Origin of the sequence: Shinella yambaruensis (genome assembly GCF_050859155.1) — a bacterium.
GTDB lineage: Bacteria > Pseudomonadota > Alphaproteobacteria > Rhizobiales > Rhizobiaceae > Shinella > Shinella yambaruensis.
Window position 1 is genome coordinate 3420949 of sequence record NZ_CP150638.1, and the last position, 21363, is coordinate 3442311.

A 21363-nucleotide genomic window follows, 5' to 3' on the forward strand; every position below is an offset into this window, starting at 1 on the left:
TTTCCCGGCGCGCCCTTTCGCCATTTGCATGAATCTCAGCGCGGCAGCGTGGTCGAGCCCATCAGGGCCTCGTCGATGGCGCGGGCGGCCTGTCGGCCTTCGCGGATCGCCCAGACGACCAGCGACTGGCCGCGGCGCACGTCACCCGCCGTCCAGAGCTTGTCCACCGAGGTCTTGTAGTCGCGCTCGTTGGCGACGACGTTGGAGGAGCCGCGCTTGTCGGTGTTGATCGTCAGGCGCTCGCCGAGGTCCTTCAGCACGCCGTCCGTAAAAGGCCCGCGAAAACCGATGGCGATGAAGGCGAGGTCCGCCTTGATGATGAACTCCGTGCCGGGTATCGGCTTGCGGCGGTCGTCCACCTGGCAGCACTTCACGCCGGTGAGGACGCCGTCCTCGTCGCCGACGAATTCGAGCGTGCCGACCTGGAATTCGCGCACCGCGCCTTCGGCCTGCGAGGAGGAAGTGCGCATCTTCGTCGCCCAGAACGGCCAGACGGCGAGCTTGTCCTCCTTTTCCGGCGGCTGCGGGCGGATGTCGAGCTGGGTGACCTTCACCGCGCCCTGGCGGAAGGCGGTGCCGACGCAGTCCGAGGCCGTGTCGCCACCACCGACGACGACGACGTGCTTGCCACCGGCAAGGATCGGGTCGGACGGCCAGCCGACGCTGTCGATGTTCTCGCGGCCGACGCGGCGGTTCTGCTGGACGAGATAGGGCATGGCATCGTGCACGCCGGCGAAATCGACGCCCGGAATGCCGGCGTCGCGCGGGGTTTCCGAGCCGCCGCAATAAAGCACGGCGTCATGCTCGGCGAGCATCTCGTCCATCGGCTTGTCGACGCCGACATTGACGCCGTAGTGGAAGGTCACGCCCTCGCCGCGCATCTGGTCGACGCGGCGGTCGATGAAGTTCTTCTCCATCTTGAAGTCCGGAATGCCGTAGCGCAACAGGCCGCCGGCCTTGGATTCGCGCTCGTAGAGGTGAACCTCGTGGCCGGCGCGGGCAAGCTGCTGGGCGGCGGCCATGCCGGCCGGGCCGGAGCCGATGACCGCGACCTTCTTGCCGGTCTTCAGCGTCGCCGGCTGCGGCACGATATAGCCCATCTCATAGGCCTTGTCGGCGATCGCCTGCTCGACGGTCTTGATGGAGACCGGCATGTCCTCGAGGTTCAGCGTGCAGGCCTCCTCGCAGGGCGCGGGGCAGACGCGGCCGGTGAATTCCGGGAAGTTGTTGGTCGAATGCAGGTTGCGGATCGCCTCTTCCCAGTTGCCGTTGTAGACGAGGTCGTTCCAGTCCGGGATCTGGTTGTGCACCGGACAGCCGGTCGGGCCGTGGCAATAGGGAATGCCGCAGTCCATGCAGCGCGCGGCCTGCTTCTGGACCTCCGGGTCCGACATCGGGATGGTGAACTCGCGGAAATGGCGGATGCGGTCGGAGGCCGGCTGATACTTCATCACCTGCCGGTCGATTTCCATGAAACCAGTAACCTTGCCCATTGTGATATCCTGATTCTTATAACGTTTCGACGAGCGCTTCGGGCGCAAAAGGGAACACCGCGCGACAGGCATTGACGGGGACGACCCCACATCCCGCTGCCGCGACCTTCTCCCCGCAGGCGGGGAGAAGGCAGATGTCGCACCGCCTTGCCGCACATCCCTTCTCCCGTTCACCGGGAGAAGGTGCCGGCAGGCGGATGAGGGACTCCTTGCGGAGCCGGCCGCCTCACTCGGCAGCGATCCCCATCCTCATGCGCTCCATCTCTTCGAGCGCACGGCGGTATTCGACCGGCATGACCTTGCGGAATTTCGGACGATACTCGGCCCATTTGTCGAGGATCTCCCGCGCCCGCGGCGAGCCCGTATAGTGCAGGTGGTTCGTGACGAGCTGGTAGAGCCGTTCCTCGTCATGGCGCGTCATGTCGTCGGAGACATCGACCATGCCCTTGTGCATGAGGTCGCCGCCATGATGGTGCAGCTTCTCCAGCATATCGTCCTCTTCCGGCACCGGCTCGAGCTCGACCATCGCCATATTGCAGCGACGGGCGAAATCACCGGCCTCGTCCAGCACATAGGCGACGCCGCCCGACATGCCGGCCGCGAAGTTGCGGCCTGTCTGGCCGATGACGACGACGACCCCGCCCGTCATGTATTCGCAGCCATGGTCGCCCACGCCCTCGACGACGGCGACGGCACCGGAGTTGCGCACGGCGAAGCGTTCGCCGGCAACGCCGTTGAAGTAGCACTCGCCCGAGATCGCGCCGTAGAGCACCGTGTTGCCGACGATGATCGATTCATGCGGTACCGCGCGGTTCTCCGCCGGGGGACGCACGACGATGCGGCCGCCGGAAAGGCCCTTGCCGACATAGTCGTTGCCGGCGCCGATCAGGTCGAAGGTGATGCCGCGGGCAAGGAAGGCACCGAAGGACTGGCCCGCCGTGCCATGCAGCTTCACCGAGATCGTGTCGTCCTTCAGCCCCTTGAAGCCGTAGCGCTTGGCGACGGCCCCGGACAGCATCGCACCGGCCGAACGGTCGACATTCTTGATGTCGACCTCGAAGGCGACGGGCGTCTTCTTCTCCAGCGCGGGCTTCGCCTCTTCGATCAGCTTGCGGTCGAGGACGTCGTGGATCGGATGATCCTGCCGCTCGGTCCAGTAGGTCGCCTCCTTCGGCGCATCGACCTTGTGGAAGATGCGGGAGAAGTCGAGGCCGTTGGCCTTCCAGTGCGAGATCATCCTCTCTTTTTCGAGCAGCTCCGAGGCGCCGATGATCTCGTTCAGCGAGCGCACGCCGAGCGAGGCCAGGATTTCGCGCACCTCTTCGGCGACGAAGAAGAAGTAGTTGATGACATGCTCCGGCGTGCCCTTGAAGCGCTTGCGCAGGACCGGGTCCTGGGTCGCGACGCCCACCGGACAGGTATTGAGATGACACTTGCGCATCATGATGCAGCCGGCCGCAATGAGCGGAGCCGTCGCGAAGCCGAATTCGTCCGCACCGAGCAGCGCGCCGATGACGACGTCACGGCCGGTCTTCAGGCCCCCGTCGACCTGCAGCGCGATGCGCGAGCGCAGCTTGTTGAGCACCAGCGTCTGGTGCGTCTCGGCAAGGCCGATTTCCCACGGGGAGCCGGCATGCTTCAGCGAGGTGAGCGGCGAAGCGCCCGTGCCGCCGTCGAAGCCGGCGATGGTGATATGGTCCGCGCGTGCCTTGGCGACACCGGCGGCAACCGTGCCGACGCCGACTTCCGAGACGAGCTTGACCGAGATATCGGCCTCGGGGTTGACGTTCTTCAGGTCGTAGATGAGCTGCGCCAGATCCTCGATCGAATAGATATCGTGGTGCGGCGGCGGCGAGATGAGGCCGACGCCCGGGGTGGAGTGACGGGTCTTGGCGACCGTCGCGTCCACCTTGTGGCCGGGCAGCTGGCCGCCCTCGCCGGGCTTGGCGCCCTGCGCGACCTTGATCTGCAGCATGTCCGCATTGACCAGGTATTCGGTCGTCACGCCGAAGCGGCCGGAGGCGATCTGCTTGATCGCGGAGCGCTCGGGGTTCATCGAACCGTCCGGCAGCGGCATGTAGCGGTCGGCCTCCTCGCCGCCCTCGCCGGTGTTCGACTTGCCGCCGATCCGGTTCATGGCGACGGCGAGCGTCGTGTGCGCCTCACGGCTGATCGAGCCGAAGGACATGGCCCCCGTCGAGAAGCGCTTGACGATGTCGACCGCCGGTTCCACCTCGTCGATGGAGATCGGCTTGCGGCCGGCCGCTTCCGCGCCCTTGATCGAGAAGAGGCCGCGGATCGTGTTCATGCGCAGCGAGGAGGCATTCACCAGGTCGGCGAACTCCTTGTAGCGATCGGCCGCGTTGCCGCGCACCGCATGCTGCAGCGAAGCGACGACGTCCGGCGTCCAGGCGTGCTCCTCGCCGCGCATGCGGTAGGCATATTCGCCGCCGATATCCAGCGTGTTGGCGAGCAGCGGATCACGCCCGAAGGCCGCCTTGTGGCGGTTGAAGGTCTCCTTGGCGATCTCGTCGAGGCCGATGCCCTCGATGGTCGTCGCGGTGCCGAAGAAATATTTGTCGACAAGCTCGGAGGAGAGGCCGATGGCGTCGAAGATCTGCGCACCGCAATAGGACTGGTAGGTCGAGATGCCCATCTTGGACATGACCTTCAGGATGCCCTTGCCGATCGCCTTGATGTAGCGATAGACGATCTCCTCCGCGTCCACCTCCTTCGGGAACTCGCCGCGCTTGTGCATGTCGGTGAGCGTGTCGAAGGCCAGGTACGGGTTGATCGCTTCCGCGCCGTAACCGGCGAGAAGACAGAAATGGTGCACTTCGCGCGGCTCGCCGGTCTCCACGACGAGGCCGACCGAGGTGCGAAGCCCCTTGCGGATCAGGTGGTGGTGCACGGCGGCCGTCGCCAGGAGCGCCGGGATCGCCACGCGGTCCGGCCCGATCTGGCGGTCGGAGAGCACGATGATGTTGTAGCCGCTGGTGACGGCCTGCTCGGCACGCTCGCACAGACGGTCGAGCATTTCCGGCATGCCGTCCGCACCGCGCGAGACATCATAGGTGAAATCCAGCGTCTTGGTGTCGAAACGGTCCTCGACATGGCCGATCGAGCGGATCTTTTCGAGGTCGCCATTGGTAAGGATCGGCTGACGCACCTCCATGCGCTTGGCCTTGGCCGCGCCGCCATGGTCGAGGATGTTCGGGCGCGGGCCGATGAAGGAGACGAGGCTCATGACCAGTTCCTCGCGGATCGGGTCGATGGGCGGGTTCGTCACCTGCGCGAAGTTCTGCTTGAAATAGGTGTAGAGCAGCTTGGTCTTGTCGGACATGGCCGAAATCGGCGTGTCCGTGCCCATGGAGCCGATCGCCTCCTGCCCGGTGGTCGCCATCGGCGACATCAGGAGGCGGGTATCCTCCTGGGTATAGCCGAAGGCCTGCTGGCGGTCGCGCAGCGAGACGTCGCGGCGCAGCGCCCGCGGCTCGACCGGGCCGAGGTCTTCCAGGATGATCTGGGTGTTGTCCAGCCACTCGCGATAGGGATGCTTGGCGGCAAGCGCGGACTTCACCTCCTCGTCGGAAATGATGCGGCCTTCCTCCATGTCGATGAGCAGCATCTTGCCCGGCTGGAGGCGCCACTTCCTGACGATGCTCTCTTCCTTGACCGGCAGCGTGCCGGCTTCGGAGGCGAGGATGACGCGGTCATCGTCGGTGACGAGGTAGCGGGCCGGGCGCAGGCCGTTGCGGTCGAGCGTCGCGCCGATCTGCTTGCCGTCGGTAAAGGCGACGGCGGCGGGGCCGTCCCACGGCTCCATCAGCGCGGCGTGGTATTCGTAAAACGCCTTGCGCTCCTGGCTCATCAGCTGGTTGCCGGCCCAGGCCTCGGGGATCAGCATCATGACCGCATGGGCCATGGAATAGCCGCCGCGCACGAGGAATTCGAGCGCGTTGTCGAAACAGGCCGTATCCGACTGGCCCTCATAGGAGATCGGCCAGAGCTTCGTGATGTCCTCACCGAACAGCGGCGAGGAGACGGAGGCCTGGCGGGCCGCCATCCAGTTGACGTTGCCGCGCAGCGTGTTGATCTCGCCGTTATGGGCGACCATGCGGTATGGGTGCGCCAGCTTCCACGACGGGAAGGTATTGGTGGAGAAGCGCTGGTGCACGAGGGCGACGGCCGATTCGAAGCGCGGATCGGCAAGGTCCTTGTAGTAGGCGCCCACCTGATAGGCGAGGAACATGCCCTTGTAGACGATGGTCGTTGAAGACAGCGAGACGGGATAGAAATTGCTCTCCTCGCCCTCGTATTCGTCATAGATGCGGTTGGAGATCACCTTGCGCAGGGTGAAGAGCCGGCGCTCGAACTCGCCGTTCGTCGCGGCGTCGCGGCCGGCGCCGATGAAGACCTGGACGTGCCGCGGCTCGGTGGCGGCGATCTCGGGAGCCCTGGAAAGCGAGGAATTGTCGACCGGCACGTCGCGGAAGCCGATGAGGACCTGCCCTTCTTCGGCGACGACATCTCCGATGACCTTCTTGAAATAATCGACGAGCTTCTCGTCCTGCGGCATGAAGATGTGGCCGACGGCATATTCACCGGCCTTCGGCAGCGTGATGCCCTGCTTTGCCATCTCCTCGCGGAAGAAGCGGTCCGGAATCTGGACGAGGATGCCCGCACCGTCGCCCATCAGCGGATCTGCGCCGACAGCGCCGCGATGCGTCAGGTTCTCGAGCATGAACAGCCCGTCCTTGACGATCTGGTGCGATTTCTTGCCTTTCAAATGCGCCACGAAGCCGACGCCGCAGGCATCGTGTTCATTGCGCGGATCATAGAGTCCCTGTTTTTTCGGCAGGCCGGGATTGGAAGCGCGTGTCGTGGCGCCCGTCGCAGTCGCCTGCGCCCGGAACTGCCGCAAATCATGTGCTTGGGTCTTCACCATCATCTTCTTCCTCCTGTGGGCCCATCCTGCGGGCAGTCCTTTTCGCCCGTGTGACCCTTTTGCCTTGGGGCAGGGCCTCGCGAGCGGCTGTTTCCTGAACCTGATGTAACCGCAAAACGACGGCCGACCAGGAATGATCATCAGGACCGTCGTGGCAACCAGGTTTTCCGAAGGAGCGGTCCTCCCTCGCCTGGTGCCGTTTCGGCAGTTTCCGCGGTCGCGGAAGGCGCCTCTTCGGTCTCTTGACCGAAATAGGACAGCAAACCTGTCCTATTTCATGGGCTCTATGCCAGAAACACCCCCGGGCCGCAAGGCCATCATGCCAAATAATCACCACCCCATGAAGAAAAATTGCCTGCTCCGCCGCAAGCTTGAAATTAAATTACGACCACCCGGCCCATTGTTTCCATTCCTTTCATTCTCCAGGGGGATGGCACTTTCAGCCGTTTTCGGCGATTAATCGCCTTCATTTCTCCATTATGGTCCTCCCGCAGCCACATTCGCACTGGAAATCGCATGTTTTTCGCTTCCGACAACTGGGCCGGCGCCCATCCAGACATCGCACAGAGCCTCGTGACGGCGGCCGGCGGCTTCGCCTCGGCCTATGGCGCGAGCGACCTCGACAAGCATGTGGAAAAGACCTTTTCGCAGATTTTCGAGCGTGACGTCGCCGTCTTCTTCGTCGGCACGGGCACGGCGGCCAATTCGCTGGCGCTCGCCAGCTTCAACCGGCCCGGCGGCCAGGTCTTCTGCCACCACGAAGCCCATGTGAATGTCGACGAATGCAATGCGCCGGAATTTTTCGCTGCCGGGGCCAAGCTGGTGCCGATCGACGGTCCCGCCGGCAAGCTCTCCCCGGACGCCCTTGCCGCCGCCATAGGCCGCTTCCCGCCGGACTTCGTGCATGGCGGACAGCCGATGGCCGTCACCATTACCCAGGCCACCGAAGCCGGCACCGCCTATACGCTCGACGAAATCGCCGCCCTCTCGGAGGTCGCGAGGAAGGCGAGCCTGCCGCTGCACATGGATGGCGCACGTTTCGCCAATGCGCTCGTCCATCTTGACGCAACGCCGGCGGACATGACCTGGAGGCGCGGCGTCGACATCCTCTCCTTCGGCGGCACGAAGAACGGCTGCTGGTGCGCCGAGGCACTCATCCTGTTCGATCCGGGCAAGGCGCAGCAGATGCATTTCCTGCGCAAGCGCTCGGCCCAGCTCTTCTCCAAGTCCCGCTTCATCGCCGCCCAGTTCGACGCCTATTTCAAGGACGGGCTCTGGCTCAGCCTCGCCCGTCATTCCAATGCCATGGCAGCGCGCCTTGCGGCCGGTTTCGAGGCCTCCGACACGGCCCGCCTCGCCTGGCCGACGGGATCGAACGAGCTCTTCGTCATCATCCGCAACGATGCGATGAAGGCCCTGCAGGACAAGGGCGCCGTCTTCTACGACTGGCCCGCCGGCCCCGAAGTGAAGGCCAGCATGCGCGCGGACGAAACGCTGATCCGGCTCGTCACGAGCTTCGCCACGAAGCAAACCGACGTCGACGACTTCCTCTCGGCGCTCTGAGCGGCATCGCCGGACACAAAAAAAGCGGTGCCCTGCGGCACCGCCCTTCTTCATTCCGATCGAACGCGAAGCCGGATCAGTTGGTCTGCGCTTCGATCTGCTTGGCGTCGCGCTGGACGGCCGTGATCTCGATACGGCGCGGCTTGGCGGCTTCCGGGATCTCGCGAAGGAGATCGATGTGGAGAAGGCCGTTCTTCAGCGAGGCGGCGCGTACTTCCACATGATCGGCGAGCTGGAAGCGACGCTCGAAAGCGCGCTTGGCAATGCCGCGGTAGAGATACTGGCTGTCTTCGGCCGCGTCGTCCTTCTTCTCGCCCTTGACCGTCAGCGCGTGCTCGCGCGCCTCGATGGAGAGTTCACTCTCGTCGAAGCCAGCCACCGCCATGGTGATGCGGTAGGTGTTTTCGCCGGTGCGCTCGATGTTGTAGGGCGGGTAGCTCTGCGCCTGATCGGGCTGGCCGAGGCTGTCGAGCATGGTGAAGAGACGGTCGAAGCCGACGGTGGAACGATAGAGGGGGGAGAAATCGACGTGACGCATGGTGTCCTCCTTTAGAGCAACGGTTGCGATCTTTCTGAAGGCTGCCCCCGATTTCCGAAGGTGCAGCCCGGTTCATCCGGCCCCGTCCCATTCTGGCGACGGAAGCCTCGACGGACCCTGTTGGCGTCCGTGACGTTGAGATGGGAATGGAATTTCAGCCGTTCAAGAGGCCTGGCCGGCCGAAAAGGCGGGTCTCGGAAAAAATTTCGAGATGAATGGAGGATGAACGGCGGCTTCGGACAGCGTTCAGATTGGTCCTGCTAGAACGGCATCATCGGAAGCGAAAACTTCTGACGACCGGGGTGTAACGTCCCTTCCTTCCCGGTCAAATTACGCCGGACTGCATGTGAAGCCCCCCGTGCCCGCATGCAGCCGGCTTTTTTCTTTGACGGCACTGGCGCCAGCGCCTATCCATCGATCATCGACGCCCGCCGAGACCCGCCCGCGCCATGGATTCCATCCTCAACGCCACCGCCGACAATCCCGTACCGGAGAACCATTTCGCCGGTTTCCTGGAAGGCAATGGCGGCGTGAAGATCCGCTACGCGGTGTTCCGCTCGAACGAGCGCGAGGCCAAGGGCACGGTGGTGCTGCTGCAGGGCCGCAGCGAATGCATCGAGAAATATTTCGAGACGATCAGCGACCTCACCGCCCGCGGCCTCTGGGTCGCCACCTTCGACTGGCGCGGGCAGGCCGGGTCCGACCGGCTGATATCGGGCAGCCGCACCGGCCATATCCTGCGGTTTTCCGACTACGAGGCCGATCTTTCGCTCTTCCTGGAAAAGATCGTGCTGCCGGATGCCCGCCTGCCTTTCTTCATTGTCGCCCATTCGACCGGCGCGCTCGTCGCCCTCTCCCAGGCACCGCTGCTCGAAAACCGCATCGAGCGCATGGTGCTCGCCGCACCCTTCATCGCGCTCGCCGGCCAGTCGATGAGCCAGCGCAAGATCACCGTCATCGCCCGCCTGGCCTCGCTGCTGGGTCTCGGCAAGCACACCTTCCGCAAGGGCGATCCGCCGCTCGACTTCGCACATAATATCGTGACATCCGATCCGCGGCGCTTTGCCCGCAATGCCGCGATCTTCGCCGAACATCCGGAGCTTTCCATCAGCTGGCCGAGCGCCCGCTGGCTGAACGAGACGCTGAAGACCATGGCGCGCGTGACGCATCAGGACCACCTGACGCGCATCCGCATTCCCACCCTGCTGCTGTGCCCGACGCGGGACGCCCTCGTGCCGCGCAAGGCGATCGGCGATCTCGCGCGCATCTTCCGCGCCGCCCGCCTCATCGAGATCGACGGCGCGCGCCACGAACTGTTCCAGGAGGCCGACCGCTACCGCATGCAGGCGCTGGCCGCGATCGACGCCTTCATTCCGGGAAGCGACGCCGAGGAAACCAGCCTCGGCGCCTGAACGCAGGCCCCCTTTAATCGAGCTGGTTCAAGGAGGGGAATCGCGAAACGGATTCCTATCCGTTCAGCAGCGCCATCGCCTCGTCATAGACCTTGCGGCTGCCGGCCGCGATGATCTCGCCGCCCATTTCCGCCGGGCCGCCGTCCCAGGCGGTGATGATGCCGCCCGCCTGTTCGATGACCGGGATGAGGCCACCGACGTCATAGGGCTTCAGCCCGCATTCGACGACGAGGTCGACATGGCCGGCGGCGAGCAGCGCATAGGCGTAGCAATCGACGCCGTAGCGGAAGAGCCGCACCTTCTCCTGCACGGCTTCGAACCGGTCCTTGCGGCGTTCCGTGAAGAGGTGCGGCGAGGTGGTGAAGAGGATCGCATCGGACAGGCGGTTGCAGGGCCGCGTCGACAGCGCCTTGCTGCCATCCGGTCCGGCATAGTGGGACACGCTTCCGTCGGCGAAATAGCGCTCGCCGGTGAAGGGCTGGTCGATCAGCCCCATGACGGCCTCGCCGTTGCGGTAGAGGCCGATCAGCGTGCCCCAGACCGGCACGCCGGAAATGAAGGCGCGCGTGCCGTCGATCGGGTCGATGACCCAGACATATTCGCGGTCGAGGCCGACCGAGCCGTGTTCCTCGCCGAGGATGCCATGGCCCGGGAAATGCTGCTCGATCAGCGCGCGGATCGCCAGTTCCGCCGCCCGGTCGCCCTCCGTCACGGGGTCGAAGCCGGCAGCCTCCTTGTTGACGACATCGGCGCCGACGCGAAAGCGCGGCAGGGTTTCCTTCCTTGCGGCATCGGCAAGGCGGTCGAAGAAGGCGCGATCAGGCAACATGGGGGATCTCTCGGAGGGGCTGCGGATCGCCTCTCCTTACTGCATCGCCGCGGAAAACGGAACCGGATTGACGCAGAAGGCCGCGCGGAGCGGGCACAGGATGTTGCTTAACGGACCGCAAATTTGTCCCGCAGTTGCGCTTGACATTTGTGCAGCGCAATATTATTGTTTTCTTACAGTCATTCGTGGCTGTAAATACCCTCCTTGGGTGTTTCCTCCCTAGACTTAACCGCGCCCCAAGCGCGGTTTTTTTTGACGGGAGGCCGGCCTATTCGGCGGCGAGCGCCCGGTCGGCGGCATATTCCTCGACATGGTCGGAAAAGTCCTGCAGGAAAGCCGAGATCGCCGTCTGCAGCACCGCGAAGTCCGGCCGCTTGGCCAGCGTTGTCTCGTCGACATAGAGGCCGCGGTTCACCTCGATCTGCAACGCATGCAGCCCTTTGGCCGGCCGGCCGTAATGCTCGGTGATGAAGCCGCCCGCATAGGGCTTGTTGCGCACGACGGAAAAGCCCATGTCCTCCAGAAGCCGCATCGCCGTGCGCGAAAGCTCGCCCGACGCGCTCGTGCCGTAGCGATCGCCGATGATGAAGTCCGGCCGCATGCCCGTGCCGGAAACGCGGATGTTGCCCGGCATCGAATGGCAGTCGATGAGCACCGAGAAGCCGAAGGTCACATGGGTGCGCACGACGAGGCGGCGCAGGCAGGCATGATAGGGCTTGTAGACCGTCTCGACCCGCTCCAGCGCCTCTTCCACGGGAAAGCGATGGCGGTAGATCTCCATGTTCTCGGCGACCACCCGCGGCACGGTGCCGAGCCCGCCGGCGACCCGGATAGAATTGACGTTCGCATAGGAGGGCAGCGCCCCCTCGAACATGCGCGGATCGAGCTCGTAGGGCTCGCGGTTGACGTCGAGCCAGGCGCGCGGGAAATGCGCGACCAGCATCGGCGCGCCGAGCGCCGGCGCGACCGAGAACAGCTCATCGACATAATGGTCCTCCGAGCGGCGGATGGCGAGCGCATCGAGGCGCGACTGCGCCAGGAAGCCTTGTGGATAACGCCGACCGCTGTGGGGGGAATTGAAGACGAGGGGCACGCTCTGCGAAACCGGTTCCAGCACTTCGAAGTGACTGTTTTCGCTTGAGGCCTCCGCCATTGCCGTCCTTTACCATGCCTGAAAGTCATTGCGTCGGCCATGTTGCCAGCGGCCACACCCCGTGTCCATACTGAGAAACGAGGGATAAGGGCTTGCCCTCACCCATTCACCGGATATTTACCGGAATACGCTCTTGTAACAGAACCGCCCGTCCGCGGGCAGACAACCTTAGCAACGGTTCCCGAATTCCATGACACCCAAGATTCTCCTCGCAGAAGACGACAACGATATGCGCCGGTTCCTCGTGAAGGCGCTCGAAAAGGCGGGCTACCAGGTGCTGTCCTACGACAACGGCGCCAGCGCCTATGACCGGCTTCGCGAAGAACCCTTCTCGCTTCTCCTGACCGACATCGTGATGCCGGAGATGGACGGTATCGAGCTTGCCCGCCGCGCGACGGAACTCGACCCGGACCTCAAGGTCATGTTCATCACCGGCTTTGCCGCCGTGGCGCTCAACCCGGATTCCAAGGCCCCGAAGGACGCCAAGGTTCTGTCCAAACCGTTCCACCTGCGCGATCTCGTCGAGGAAGTCAACAAGATGCTGGCCGCCTAACCCTCGGAAAAGACCGCAAAATCGCCCCGTAAAAAAAGCTTCAAAAACCTATTGACGCGCCTCGGGGTTTTGTGGTCTATGCGCCTCATCGGATGGGCGTGTAGCTCAGCGGGAGAGCACTACGTTGACATCGTAGGGGTCACAGGTTCAATCCCTGTCACGCCCACCATTCGAATTCCAAAGGCCTTTCGGGAAACCGGAAGGCCTTTTGCTTTTCCGGCCTGCCGTCAAGGTCAGGGACCGCCGGATCAGGTCTCCGGTGGCCCGCTGCCTCGCTTCGCGCACGCAGCTTCCTGCGAGGTTCCGGCTTCCCGGCACAACGCCTCTCTCCAGGCCTGTTTCCCGCTCTTCCGGTGGCGGCGTGGAAATACACATATGCCGCGCAGGAAACAGTTGACGGCAGAGGGTGACTTGCGGTCAAATGAACGCTGGCTCACGTCGCATATCGGGCGCCGGATCGGCGCCAAACCGGTGGAATTCCAGCTGAATCCGGCAAGCCCCAGGCACGCGGCGGACCAGCTTCCTCGCAGGATTACCCCAGAAAATCGTAAAGTGTTTATCGCCGGGCTATGCTTGCGACCGTCTGTCGCTCTACCAAAGATGGCGCACCCCGTTGGAGGACGGGAATTCGGAAGGTCGATGGGATGGGAGGAGTATCCATGAGCGACGCATCCAGCATACACCCGGTGGACGAGAAACTGCCTGCGGGCAGGCTCGCGACGCTGGGCATCCAACACGTACTCGTCATGTATGGCGGCGCCGTCGCCGTGCCGCTCATCGTCGGACGCGCGCTGCAGCTCAGCCCGCAGGATGTCGCGTTCCTGATTTCCGCCGACCTCTTCGTCTGCGGTCTCGTCACCATCATCCAGTCGCTCGGCTTCGGCCGGCATGTCGGCATTCGCCTGCCCGTCATGATGGGCGTCACCTTCGCCTCCGTCGGGCCGATGGTCTCCATGGCCACCATGACGCCGGGAACGGAGGGCGCGCGCATGATCTTCGGCGCCATCATCGGCGCCGGCTTCATCGCTCTCCTGATCGCGCCCCTGATGGGCCGGTTGCTGCGCTTCTTTCCGCCCGTGGTGACGGGCACCATCATCCTCGTCATCGGCGTGTCGCTGATGCGCGTCGGCATCAACTGGACCTTCGGCAATCCCTTCGGCCCGACCGCGCCCAAGCTGATCGACCCGGCCCATGCCGAGTGGCTCGCCCAGATGAAGACGCTGGCGGAAAGCGGCGGCCCGGCGGTTCCGAGCGGCTTTGCCATCGCGCCGACCGTTTCCAACCCGATCTATGCCGAGCCGAGCCATATCGCGCTGTCGGCGCTGGTGCTCGTCTCGATCCTCGCCATCGCCCGCTTCGGCCGCGGCCTCATCAGCAACATCGCCGTCCTCAGCGGCGTCGTCATCGGCTGCGTCGCCGCGTCGATCCTCGGCATGATGCATTTCGACCGCGTGGCCGATGCCGGCTGGTTCGCCGTCGTCACGCCGCTGCGCTTCGGCATGCCGATCTTCGATCCCGTGCTGATCGCCACCATGACGCTCGTCATGATCGTCGTCATGATCGAATCGACCGGCATGTTCCTGGCGCTCGGGGAAATCACCGGCCGGCCGGTCTCCCAGCAGAACCTGACGGCGGGCCTGCGCGTTGACGGCATCGGCACGATGATCGGCGGCCTGTTCAACACCTTCCCCTATACGAGCTTCTCGCAGAATGTCGGCCTCGTCGGCGTCACCGGCGTGAAGAGCCGCTATGTCTGCGTCGCGGGCGGCATCATCATGATCGTCCTCGGACTGATCCCGAAGATGGGCGCCCTCGTCGAGGCCGTGCCGACCTTCATCCTCGGCGGCGCCGGCCTCGTGATGTTCGGCATGGTGGCCGCGACGGGCGTGCGCATCCTCACGACGGTGGACTTCAAGTCCTCGCGCAACAACCTCTTCGTCGTCGCCGTCTCCATCGGCTTCGGCCTGATCCCGCTGCTCGCCCCGAACTACCTGATGTGGATGCCGCATGCGATCCATCCCATCATCGAATCGGGCATCGTGCTCGCCTCCATCGTCGCCGTCCTGCTGAACGCCTTCTTCAACGGCGTGCGCTTCGAGCAGTCCGATGCCGTCGAGGCCGCCCGCATGGCCGACAGCCACTAAAAGCATGTCGCGCAAAAGTGCGCAGCGGCTTTGCGCCAACGACATGCGGAAAATCAAAGACCTAAAGCGCGAGGCACGGATCTGAAAGATCGCGGCGCGCTTTAGAAGCCATGCATCGAAGGAAAACCCGGCTTGCCATGTGCAAGCCGGGTTTCTTCGTGAACAACATCACAAGGACATTTTCCCGGGGCCGCTTACGGGGCATAGCAAGGAGGGGAGCGAATGCGCGTTCCCGAAAGGCAGCGGTTTCGGGAGCAGGCATGGCCGGCATCATCCATGGGCGCGAAGCGCTCGTCCTGGCCGTCACACTCTGGACGGCGCTCTTCATCAACGATTTCCTGCTGCTCTCGGGCGGTGCCCTGGTCCTTGCGCCCGGCTGGCTGAGCAGCGTCCTGCTGGCGCTGCTGCTGGCGCAGATCCTTCAGCGGCTGCACGGCCTGCCGCGGGAAAGGGCGCTCGGGCTCGGCGTTCTGGCCGTTCTGGTGGTTGCCGCCGGCCAGGCGGCCTTCGACGTCACGGCCATCGTGGCCCTCGGGCCGCACCTGCTGCCCGGCGGCCTCGGCGTGCCCGGCTTTGCGATCGCCGCGACGTTCGACGAAGCCATCCTGCAGTTCCGCATGAGCCTGCTGTGGAACGTCGCGACCTTCGGCTTCTATGCCGCCGCGCTCTCGCTGCTCAATGCCGAGCGGCGCAAGCTGGATGCGGAGATGCGGGCGCTGCGCTACGAGCTCAATCCGCATTTCCTCTTCAACACGCTGAATTCCGTCGCGGGCCTCATCGAGGAGGGATCGGCGGGGCGGGCGGACCGTATGGTCCTGTCCCTGTCGCGCTTCCTGCAGACGACGCTCTCGCTCGATCCGCTGCATGACGTGCCGCTGGCCGAGGAGATCGCCCTTCAGCGCGACTATCTCGAGATCGAACGCGAGCGCTTCGCCGATCGCATGCGGTTCGACATCCGCCTGCCCGATGAACTCGCCACCGCACTGGTTCCCAATCTCATCCTGCAGCCGTTGATCGAGAACGCCGTCAAGCACGGCGTCGCGGCATCGCGTAAACCGGTAACCATTGCGCTGGAAGCGCGCCGGGAGGGGGATCGCATGGTCCTCACCGTCGAAAACGACCTGCCGGAAGGCGGCGGCATGTCCCGCAAACCGCCGGGCATGGGCGTCGGCCTGCGCAACATCACCGACCGGCTGCAGGCGCGTTTTGCCAATCGATGGCGTTTCTCCTCAGGCCCGACGGCCGAAGGGCGTTACCGCGCCGCGATCGAGTTTCCGCTTCGGCAGGCCTGAAGCGGTTCGGTCTACATGAGAAAGGCGCAGTTCCCGCACCGGGCCGGAACTGCGCACGCGTGTCAGTTCAGCGGAATCTGCAGGCCGCTCGAGGCCGGCGGGCGGGCGTAGGTCGTGTTGTTCGCCGCAGTCGTGCTGCATCCTGCCAGCGACAGGACCGCGAGCGCGGCGACGACGAAACCGGTGATGGGGCGCATGAATCTCTCCTTTGCGGTGTGCCCGTATGACATAGGCATGACGAGGGCCTGCGTCCACCACGGCCAGGAAAGGAAAAAGTCCGGCGGATGGCCCAGCTCTCCGGATCGATGATGCGGCGGGCTCACCACTCTGCCACGCTGCCGTCTTCATGGCGCCAGACGGGGTTGCGCCAGCGGTGGCCCTCCTTTGCCCGCTCGATGACGTATTGCTCGTCCACCTCCACCCCGAGGCCCGGTCCCTGCGGGATCGACACGAAGCCGTCGGCATAGTGGAACACCGCCTTGTTGGAGATGTAGTCGAGGATGTCGTTGCCCGTGTTGTAGTGGATGCCGAGGCTCTGCTCCTGGATGAAGGCATTGTGCGACACCGCGTCCACCTGCAGGCAGGCCGCAAGCGCGATCGGACCCAGCGGGCAATGCGGCGCCAGCGCCACGTCATAGGCCTCCGCCATCGCCGCGATCTTGCGGCATTCCGTGATGCCGCCCGCATGCGAAAGGTCCGGCTGGAGAATGTCGACATAACCGTCCGACAGCACCGACTTGAAGTCCCAGCGCGAATAGAGCCGCTCGCCGAGCGCGATCGGCGTCGCGCAATGGTTGGCGATCTCCTTCAACGCCTCGCGGTTCTCCGACAGCACCGGCTCCTCGATGAACATCAGGTTGTAGGGCTGGAGCTCCTTCGCCAGGACCTTGGCCATCGGCCGGTGCACGCGGCCGTGGAAGTCGACGCCGATGCCGACATGCGGGCCGATCGCCTCGCGGATGACGGCGACGGTCTCCACCGCCTTCTCCACCTTGTCCCAGCTGTCGACGATCTGCATCTCCTCGCAGCCGTTGAGCTTGATCGCCTTGAAGCCGCGGGAAACGACTTCGCGGGCATTGTTGGCGACGTCGGAGGGCCGGTCGCCGCCGATCCAGGAATAGACCTTGATCCTGTCGCGCACCTGGCCGCCGAGCAGGGCATGGACGGGCTGGCCATAGGCCTTGCCCTTGATGTCCCAGAGCGCCTGGTCGATGCCGGCGAGCGCCGACATGTGCACGGCGCCGCCGCGATAGAAGCCGGCGCGGTACATAACCTGCCAATGATCCTCGATCAAAAGCGGATCCTTGCCGACGAGATAGTCCGCAAGCTCGTGCACGGCCGCCTCCACCGTCAGCGCGCGGCCCTCCACCACCGGCTCGCCCCAGCCGACGATGCACTCGTCCGTCTCAACCTTCAGAAACAGCCAGCGCGGCGGAACAATATAGGTCGTGAGCTTCGTGATCTTCATGGAGTCTCCATCCCTCGTCAGTTCGTCTTCAAGCCACGGGATCTTGCGCCCGCGTCGTTCGTCATGGCGTGCCGGTGCGACTCATCAGGCCGGAAAGATCGCGCGCGGCGAGATCGAGGATGCGGCGCGAGCAGGCTTCCGCCCGCGCGCCATCCCGCAGGCGCAGCGCATCGACCAGAGCCCGGTGCACGCCGAGCGCTTCATCACGCTTGTCCGCCGCCTGGTTGGAGGCGTGCAGCGCATAGGAAAGGGCTGCATGGATGATCGAGGAAAGCTGATGGAAGACCTGGTTGTGGCTGGCCTTCAGCAAGGTCTCGTGGAAGCGCGTGTCGGCGGCGGTGAAGGCCTCGAGGTCGCCCTCGGCATCGCCCATGTCGTCGCAGGCGCGTTCGAGATCGGCGATCTCCTGCGCCGTCGCGCGCGCGGCGGCAAGGAAGGCAGCGGCGGGCTCGACGGTGCGGCGCGCTTCGAGGATGGAGCCGAGAAGGTCGGCCGACAGCACGTCCGGCCCCATCCATTCGAGGATCTGCGCATCGAGCACGTTCCATTCCGAGCGATCGCAGACGAGCGTGCCGACCCGCGGCCGGCCGCGCACGAGCCCCTTGGTCTCCAGCACCTTCAGCGATTCGCGGATGACCGTGCGGCTGACGCCGTAGGCAGCGCACAGATCGCTTTCGCGCGGCAGCACCGCACCGGGCGCAAAACGCCCGCTGCAGATGTCGCCGCCGATCGCCGCGGTCACATTGTGACGCACCCGCGGTCGGCGCGACAACGGCCGATGCGCCTGCCTTGTTGCCTTGTCCGCCACGCTTCCTCCCCTGCTTCGCATAAATGATCATACAATTACTGATCAATCATACGACAAATTGATGGCGAGAGCCATGGCCACCCTTCACGAGGCGCAGGCCAATTCACAATATTGACTTTTGCAGACAAAGTGCACAATGCGCCGGTCCCAACGAAGGAGCCGCCATGCTCGCCGACCTCCCCCCCGTGCTCGTCCTCAACGCGAAAGACAATGTCGGGGTCGTTCCCGCCAATGTCGATGCCGGCCGCCTGCTGGTGAATGGCATCGCCGCCGAAGAGCGCATTCCGCGCGGGCACAAGGTGGCGATCGCGCCCATCGCGGAAAACGAGCCGGTGCGGAAATACGGCCAGATCATCGGCTATGCGACGCGGGCGATCCGCCCCGGCGAGCATGTCCACCTGCAGAACCTCGCCATTCTCGACGTGGCGCTGCAACACGAATTCTGCGTCGACAACGCCCCGCCGGAGATGGTGCCGGAGGCCGAGCGCCGCACCTTCGAGGGCTACGACCGCGGCAACGGCCGCATCGGCACCCGCAACTATATCGGCATCCTCTCCACCGTGAACTGTTCCGCCACGGTCTCGCGCTATGTCGCGGAGCATTATGCCCGCAGGTTCCGCAAGACCGGCCACGAGAATATCGACGGCGTGGTGGCGCTGACCTATGGCGGGGGCTGCGCGCTGAACCTGAAATCCGAGGGCGGGCGCATCCTCACCCGCACCTTCAAGGGCTATGCCCGCAACCCGAATTTCGGCGGCATCCTGATGATTGGCCTCGGCTGCGAGACCTTTCAGTACGGCCCGCTCGTCGAGGAGGCCGGGCTGGAGGAAGGAAAGACCTTCCGCACCATGATGATCCAGAACCATGGCGGCACGCGCAAGACCATCGAGGCGGCCTGCGCGATGATCGACGACATGCTGCCGGATGTCGGCCGCATCCGCCGCACGCCGCAACCGCTGTCGGGCATCAAGCTGGCGCTGGAATGCGGCGGCTCGGACGGCTATTCCGGCATTTCCGCCAATCCCGCCCTCGGCATCGCCTCGGACCTTCTGGTGCAGGAAGGCGCAACGACGGTGCTGTCCGAAACGCCGGAAATCTACGGCGCCGAACATCTCCTCACCCGCCGCGCCGCCCGGCCGGAGGTCGCGGAAAAGCTGCTCGCCCGCATTGACTGGTGGCGGGACTATACCGCGAGGAACGATGCCGAACTCAACAACAACCCCTCGCACGGCAACAAGGCCGGGGGGCTCACGACGATCCTGGAAAAATCGCTCGGCGCGGTCGCCAAGGGCGGCTCCATGCCGCTCAACGCCGTCTATGAATATGCCGAAGAGGTGACGGAGCCCGGCTTCGTCTTCATGGACACGCCCGGCTACGACCCGGCCGCCGTGACCGGCCAGATTGCCGGCGGCTGCAACCTTGTCGCCTTCACCACCGGCCGCGGCTCGGTCTCCGGCTACAAGCCGGCGCCCTGCATCAAGATCGCCACCAACACGCCGATGTACGAGCACATCAAGGAGGACATGGACATCAACTGCGGCACGATCGTCGACGGCACCGAGACGATCGAGGAGGCCGGCCGGCGCATCTTCGACTTCGTCATCGAAACCGCCTCCGGCCGGAAGACGGCGAGCGAGGCCTTCGACTACGGCGACAACGAGTTCGTGCCCTGGCAGGTCGGCGCCATCACCTGAGCGTCAGACATGCATGAGGATGTTGACGAGCGTCCCCGCGGGATCGCGCACGAAGAAGCGCCGCACGCCCCAAGGCTCGTCCACCGGTCCGTATTCGACACGATAGCCGCCCCTCACCACGGCGGCGTGGACTGCCTCCACATCATCCACCTCGATCGACAGGCCCGGCACCGGTGTTCCCCCGCCGCCTTGCGAGGCGAAACTCACCTGCAATGGCATGGTGCCATCCGTGCCGTAGGTGGCGATCCACCCATGGTCCATCAGCAGATCCAGCCCCAATATGTCCTTGTAAAAGCTGGCGACAGCGACCGGATCGGCCGTCTCGACATTCGCGACGATGCGCTTGACCTTCATCGTTTCCTCCTCAGCGGGCGACGGGCATCGCATAGGCCGGCATGTCCGGCCGGTGCGCCGCGCGCAGCTCCGCGACGCGGCCGATCACCTTGGGCAGCGAAACCGTGATGTGATGACGAAGGGTTTCGGCCGCGCGTGCCCGGTCGTCCACGTCGAGCGCGCGGAACACCGCCAGGTGCTCGGCAATGAAGGGCTCGTCGGCGGGCATGCGGTGCGAAACGCCGATAATGTGCTTGCTTACATTCAGCATGAAGCGGGCGCGGCGCAGCGCGATCAGCAGTTCGCGGTTCGGGCAGTAGCCGAGGCAGGTGATGTGCAGGTCGGTTTCAAGGCCGTCCATCGCCTCGACGGAGAGAGCCGGATAGGCGGCCAGCGCCTCTTCCAGCCGTAGCGTCATGGCATGGCGCTCGGCCGGCGGGATGAAGGGCGCGGCCTGGCTCAGCGCCAGCGGCTCCAGCGCGACGCGGATATCGTGCAGGTCGCGCATGCGCTGTTCGTCGAGCGGCACCAGCGTCCAGCGCATGCGCTCGTCCTTTTCCACGATGCCGAGCGCTTCCAGGCGCGTCAGCGCATCGCGCGCCACCTGCCGGCCGACGCCGCGCGCACGCGCCAGTTCCACCTCGTTGATCCGGTGGCGGCCGAAGACGGAGAGATGCACCATCTCCCGCTCCAGGCTCTCGTAGATCGCCTCCCAGGCCGGCGCCTTGCGCAGGGCCGGCGCCTCCTCGTCGAGGCCGAGCATCTCGGCCGTCAGCACCACCCGCTTCGGCCCGCCGCGCCCCTGCCCCACCAGGAAACCGCGCCCGTCGAAACGCCGGATCTGCCCCGCCGCCTCGAGCAGCGCGAAAGCCTGGCGGACCGGCGTGCGGGTGGAGGAGAAGAGGGTTGCGACCGGCCCTTCCAGGAGCAGGGCGCCTTTCGGCAGCCGTCCGGAGGCGATCGCCTCCGCCAGCACCTCGCGGATGCGCAGATAGAGCGGGCTCTTGTCGAGCCCCCCTTCGGCGCTTTCCGCGCCCGTTTCCGCCAAAGCCTGGCCTGTGCCGATCATGGCGCGGACCTTCGCATGAATGCACCGTGCCGACAACGGTCATGTCCGCCGCGGACCGCGGCAAGG

Annotated in this window: 16 protein-coding genes and 1 tRNA gene; 7 read left to right on the plus strand and 10 right to left on the minus strand. The window is 64.9% G+C overall.

The annotated features are described in order from the left end of the window. Positions 1-35: 35 nt before the first annotated feature. Entirely contained in the window at positions 36-1493 is a 1458-nt protein-coding gene (locus WMC41_RS16835) for a glutamate synthase subunit beta (protein WP_432344959.1), read from the minus strand. Between the two features lie 226 nt (positions 1494-1719). Then, on the minus strand, positions 1720-6441 hold the full coding sequence (gene gltB / locus WMC41_RS16840; RefSeq protein WP_432348369.1) for a glutamate synthase large subunit: 4722 nt from the start codon (positions 6439-6441) through the stop codon (positions 1720-1722). 516 nt (positions 6442-6957) lie between these two features. On the opposite strand from gltB, the gene WMC41_RS16845 reads away from it, so the two are divergent. Beyond that, positions 6958-8004: a threonine aldolase family protein gene (locus WMC41_RS16845; RefSeq protein ID WP_432344961.1), complete on the plus strand. Its 1047-nt coding sequence runs from the start codon at positions 6958-6960 to the stop codon at positions 8002-8004. 76 nt (positions 8005-8080) lie between these two features. Here WMC41_RS16845 and WMC41_RS16850 read toward each other — a convergent pair whose 3' ends face one another. Then, positions 8081-8542, minus strand: coding sequence for an Hsp20 family protein (locus WMC41_RS16850; RefSeq protein WP_244768275.1), 462 nt, complete (start codon positions 8540-8542; stop codon positions 8081-8083). A gap of 449 nt (positions 8543-8991) precedes the next feature. On the opposite strand from WMC41_RS16850, the gene WMC41_RS16855 reads away from it, so the two are divergent. Next, positions 8992-9954, plus strand: a complete 963-nt coding sequence (locus tag WMC41_RS16855) for an alpha/beta fold hydrolase (RefSeq protein WP_432344964.1) — start codon at positions 8992-8994, stop codon at positions 9952-9954. Positions 9955-10009: 55 nt separating this feature from the next. On the opposite strand, the gene hisN is transcribed toward WMC41_RS16855, so the two are convergent. After that, positions 10010-10783, minus strand: coding sequence for a histidinol-phosphatase (hisN, locus tag WMC41_RS16860; protein ID WP_432344967.1), 774 nt, complete (start codon positions 10781-10783; stop codon positions 10010-10012). A 268-nt stretch (positions 10784-11051) separates the two neighbouring features. After that, a complete protein-coding gene (locus tag WMC41_RS16865; protein WP_244768272.1) occupies positions 11052-11936 on the minus strand; it encodes an N-formylglutamate amidohydrolase in 885 nt (294 codons plus the stop codon). A 190-nt stretch (positions 11937-12126) separates the two neighbouring features. Between WMC41_RS16865 and cpdR1 the strand changes: the two genes are divergently transcribed. The 4 genes from cpdR1 (at position 12127) to WMC41_RS16885 (ending at position 15925) form a co-directional block, all read left to right on the plus strand. Next, on the plus strand, positions 12127-12489 hold the full coding sequence (gene cpdR1, locus WMC41_RS16870) for a response regulator CpdR1 (RefSeq protein ID WP_023512679.1): 363 nt from the start codon (positions 12127-12129) through the stop codon (positions 12487-12489). Between the two features lie 94 nt (positions 12490-12583). Beyond that, positions 12584-12658, plus strand: a tRNA-Val gene (locus WMC41_RS16875). Between the two features lie 490 nt (positions 12659-13148). Further along, positions 13149-14633, plus strand: a complete 1485-nt coding sequence (locus WMC41_RS16880) for a nucleobase:cation symporter-2 family protein (RefSeq protein ID WP_244768271.1) — start codon at positions 13149-13151, stop codon at positions 14631-14633. A gap of 260 nt (positions 14634-14893) precedes the next feature. Then, positions 14894-15925 (plus strand): sensor histidine kinase, encoded by a 1032-nt coding sequence (locus tag WMC41_RS16885; protein ID WP_432344970.1) that lies wholly within the window; start codon positions 14894-14896, stop codon positions 15923-15925. Between the two features lie 62 nt (positions 15926-15987). Here the strand turns inward: WMC41_RS16885 and WMC41_RS16890 are convergent, their stop codons facing one another. The 3 genes from WMC41_RS16890 to WMC41_RS16900 all read right to left on the minus strand — a co-directional run bounded on the left by WMC41_RS16890 (position 15988) and on the right by WMC41_RS16900 (position 18222). Continuing rightward, the gene (locus WMC41_RS16890) at positions 15988-16122 is read right to left on the minus strand and encodes a hypothetical protein (RefSeq protein ID WP_272806545.1); all 135 of its coding nucleotides are present in this window, start codon (positions 16120-16122) and stop codon (positions 15988-15990) included. 122 nt (positions 16123-16244) lie between these two features. Then, entirely contained in the window at positions 16245-17393 is a 1149-nt protein-coding gene (gene dgoD, locus WMC41_RS16895) for a galactonate dehydratase (protein WP_432344973.1), read from the minus strand. 61 nt (positions 17394-17454) lie between these two features. Then, positions 17455-18222, minus strand: coding sequence for a FadR/GntR family transcriptional regulator (locus WMC41_RS16900; RefSeq protein ID WP_432344976.1), 768 nt, complete (start codon positions 18220-18222; stop codon positions 17455-17457). A gap of 143 nt (positions 18223-18365) precedes the next feature. On the opposite strand from WMC41_RS16900, the gene WMC41_RS16905 reads away from it, so the two are divergent. Then, positions 18366-19895: a UxaA family hydrolase gene (locus WMC41_RS16905; protein ID WP_432344979.1), complete on the plus strand. Its 1530-nt coding sequence runs from the start codon at positions 18366-18368 to the stop codon at positions 19893-19895. Between the two features lie 3 nt (positions 19896-19898). Here WMC41_RS16905 and WMC41_RS16910 read toward each other — a convergent pair whose 3' ends face one another. Beyond that, on the minus strand, positions 19899-20249 hold the full coding sequence (locus WMC41_RS16910) for a VOC family protein (RefSeq protein ID WP_432344982.1): 351 nt from the start codon (positions 20247-20249) through the stop codon (positions 19899-19901). Positions 20250-20259: 10 nt separating this feature from the next. Then, complete coding sequence (locus WMC41_RS16915) at positions 20260-21297, minus strand: GntR family transcriptional regulator (protein WP_432344985.1); 1038 nt, start codon at positions 21295-21297, stop codon at positions 20260-20262. Positions 21298-21363 lie beyond the last annotated feature (66 nt).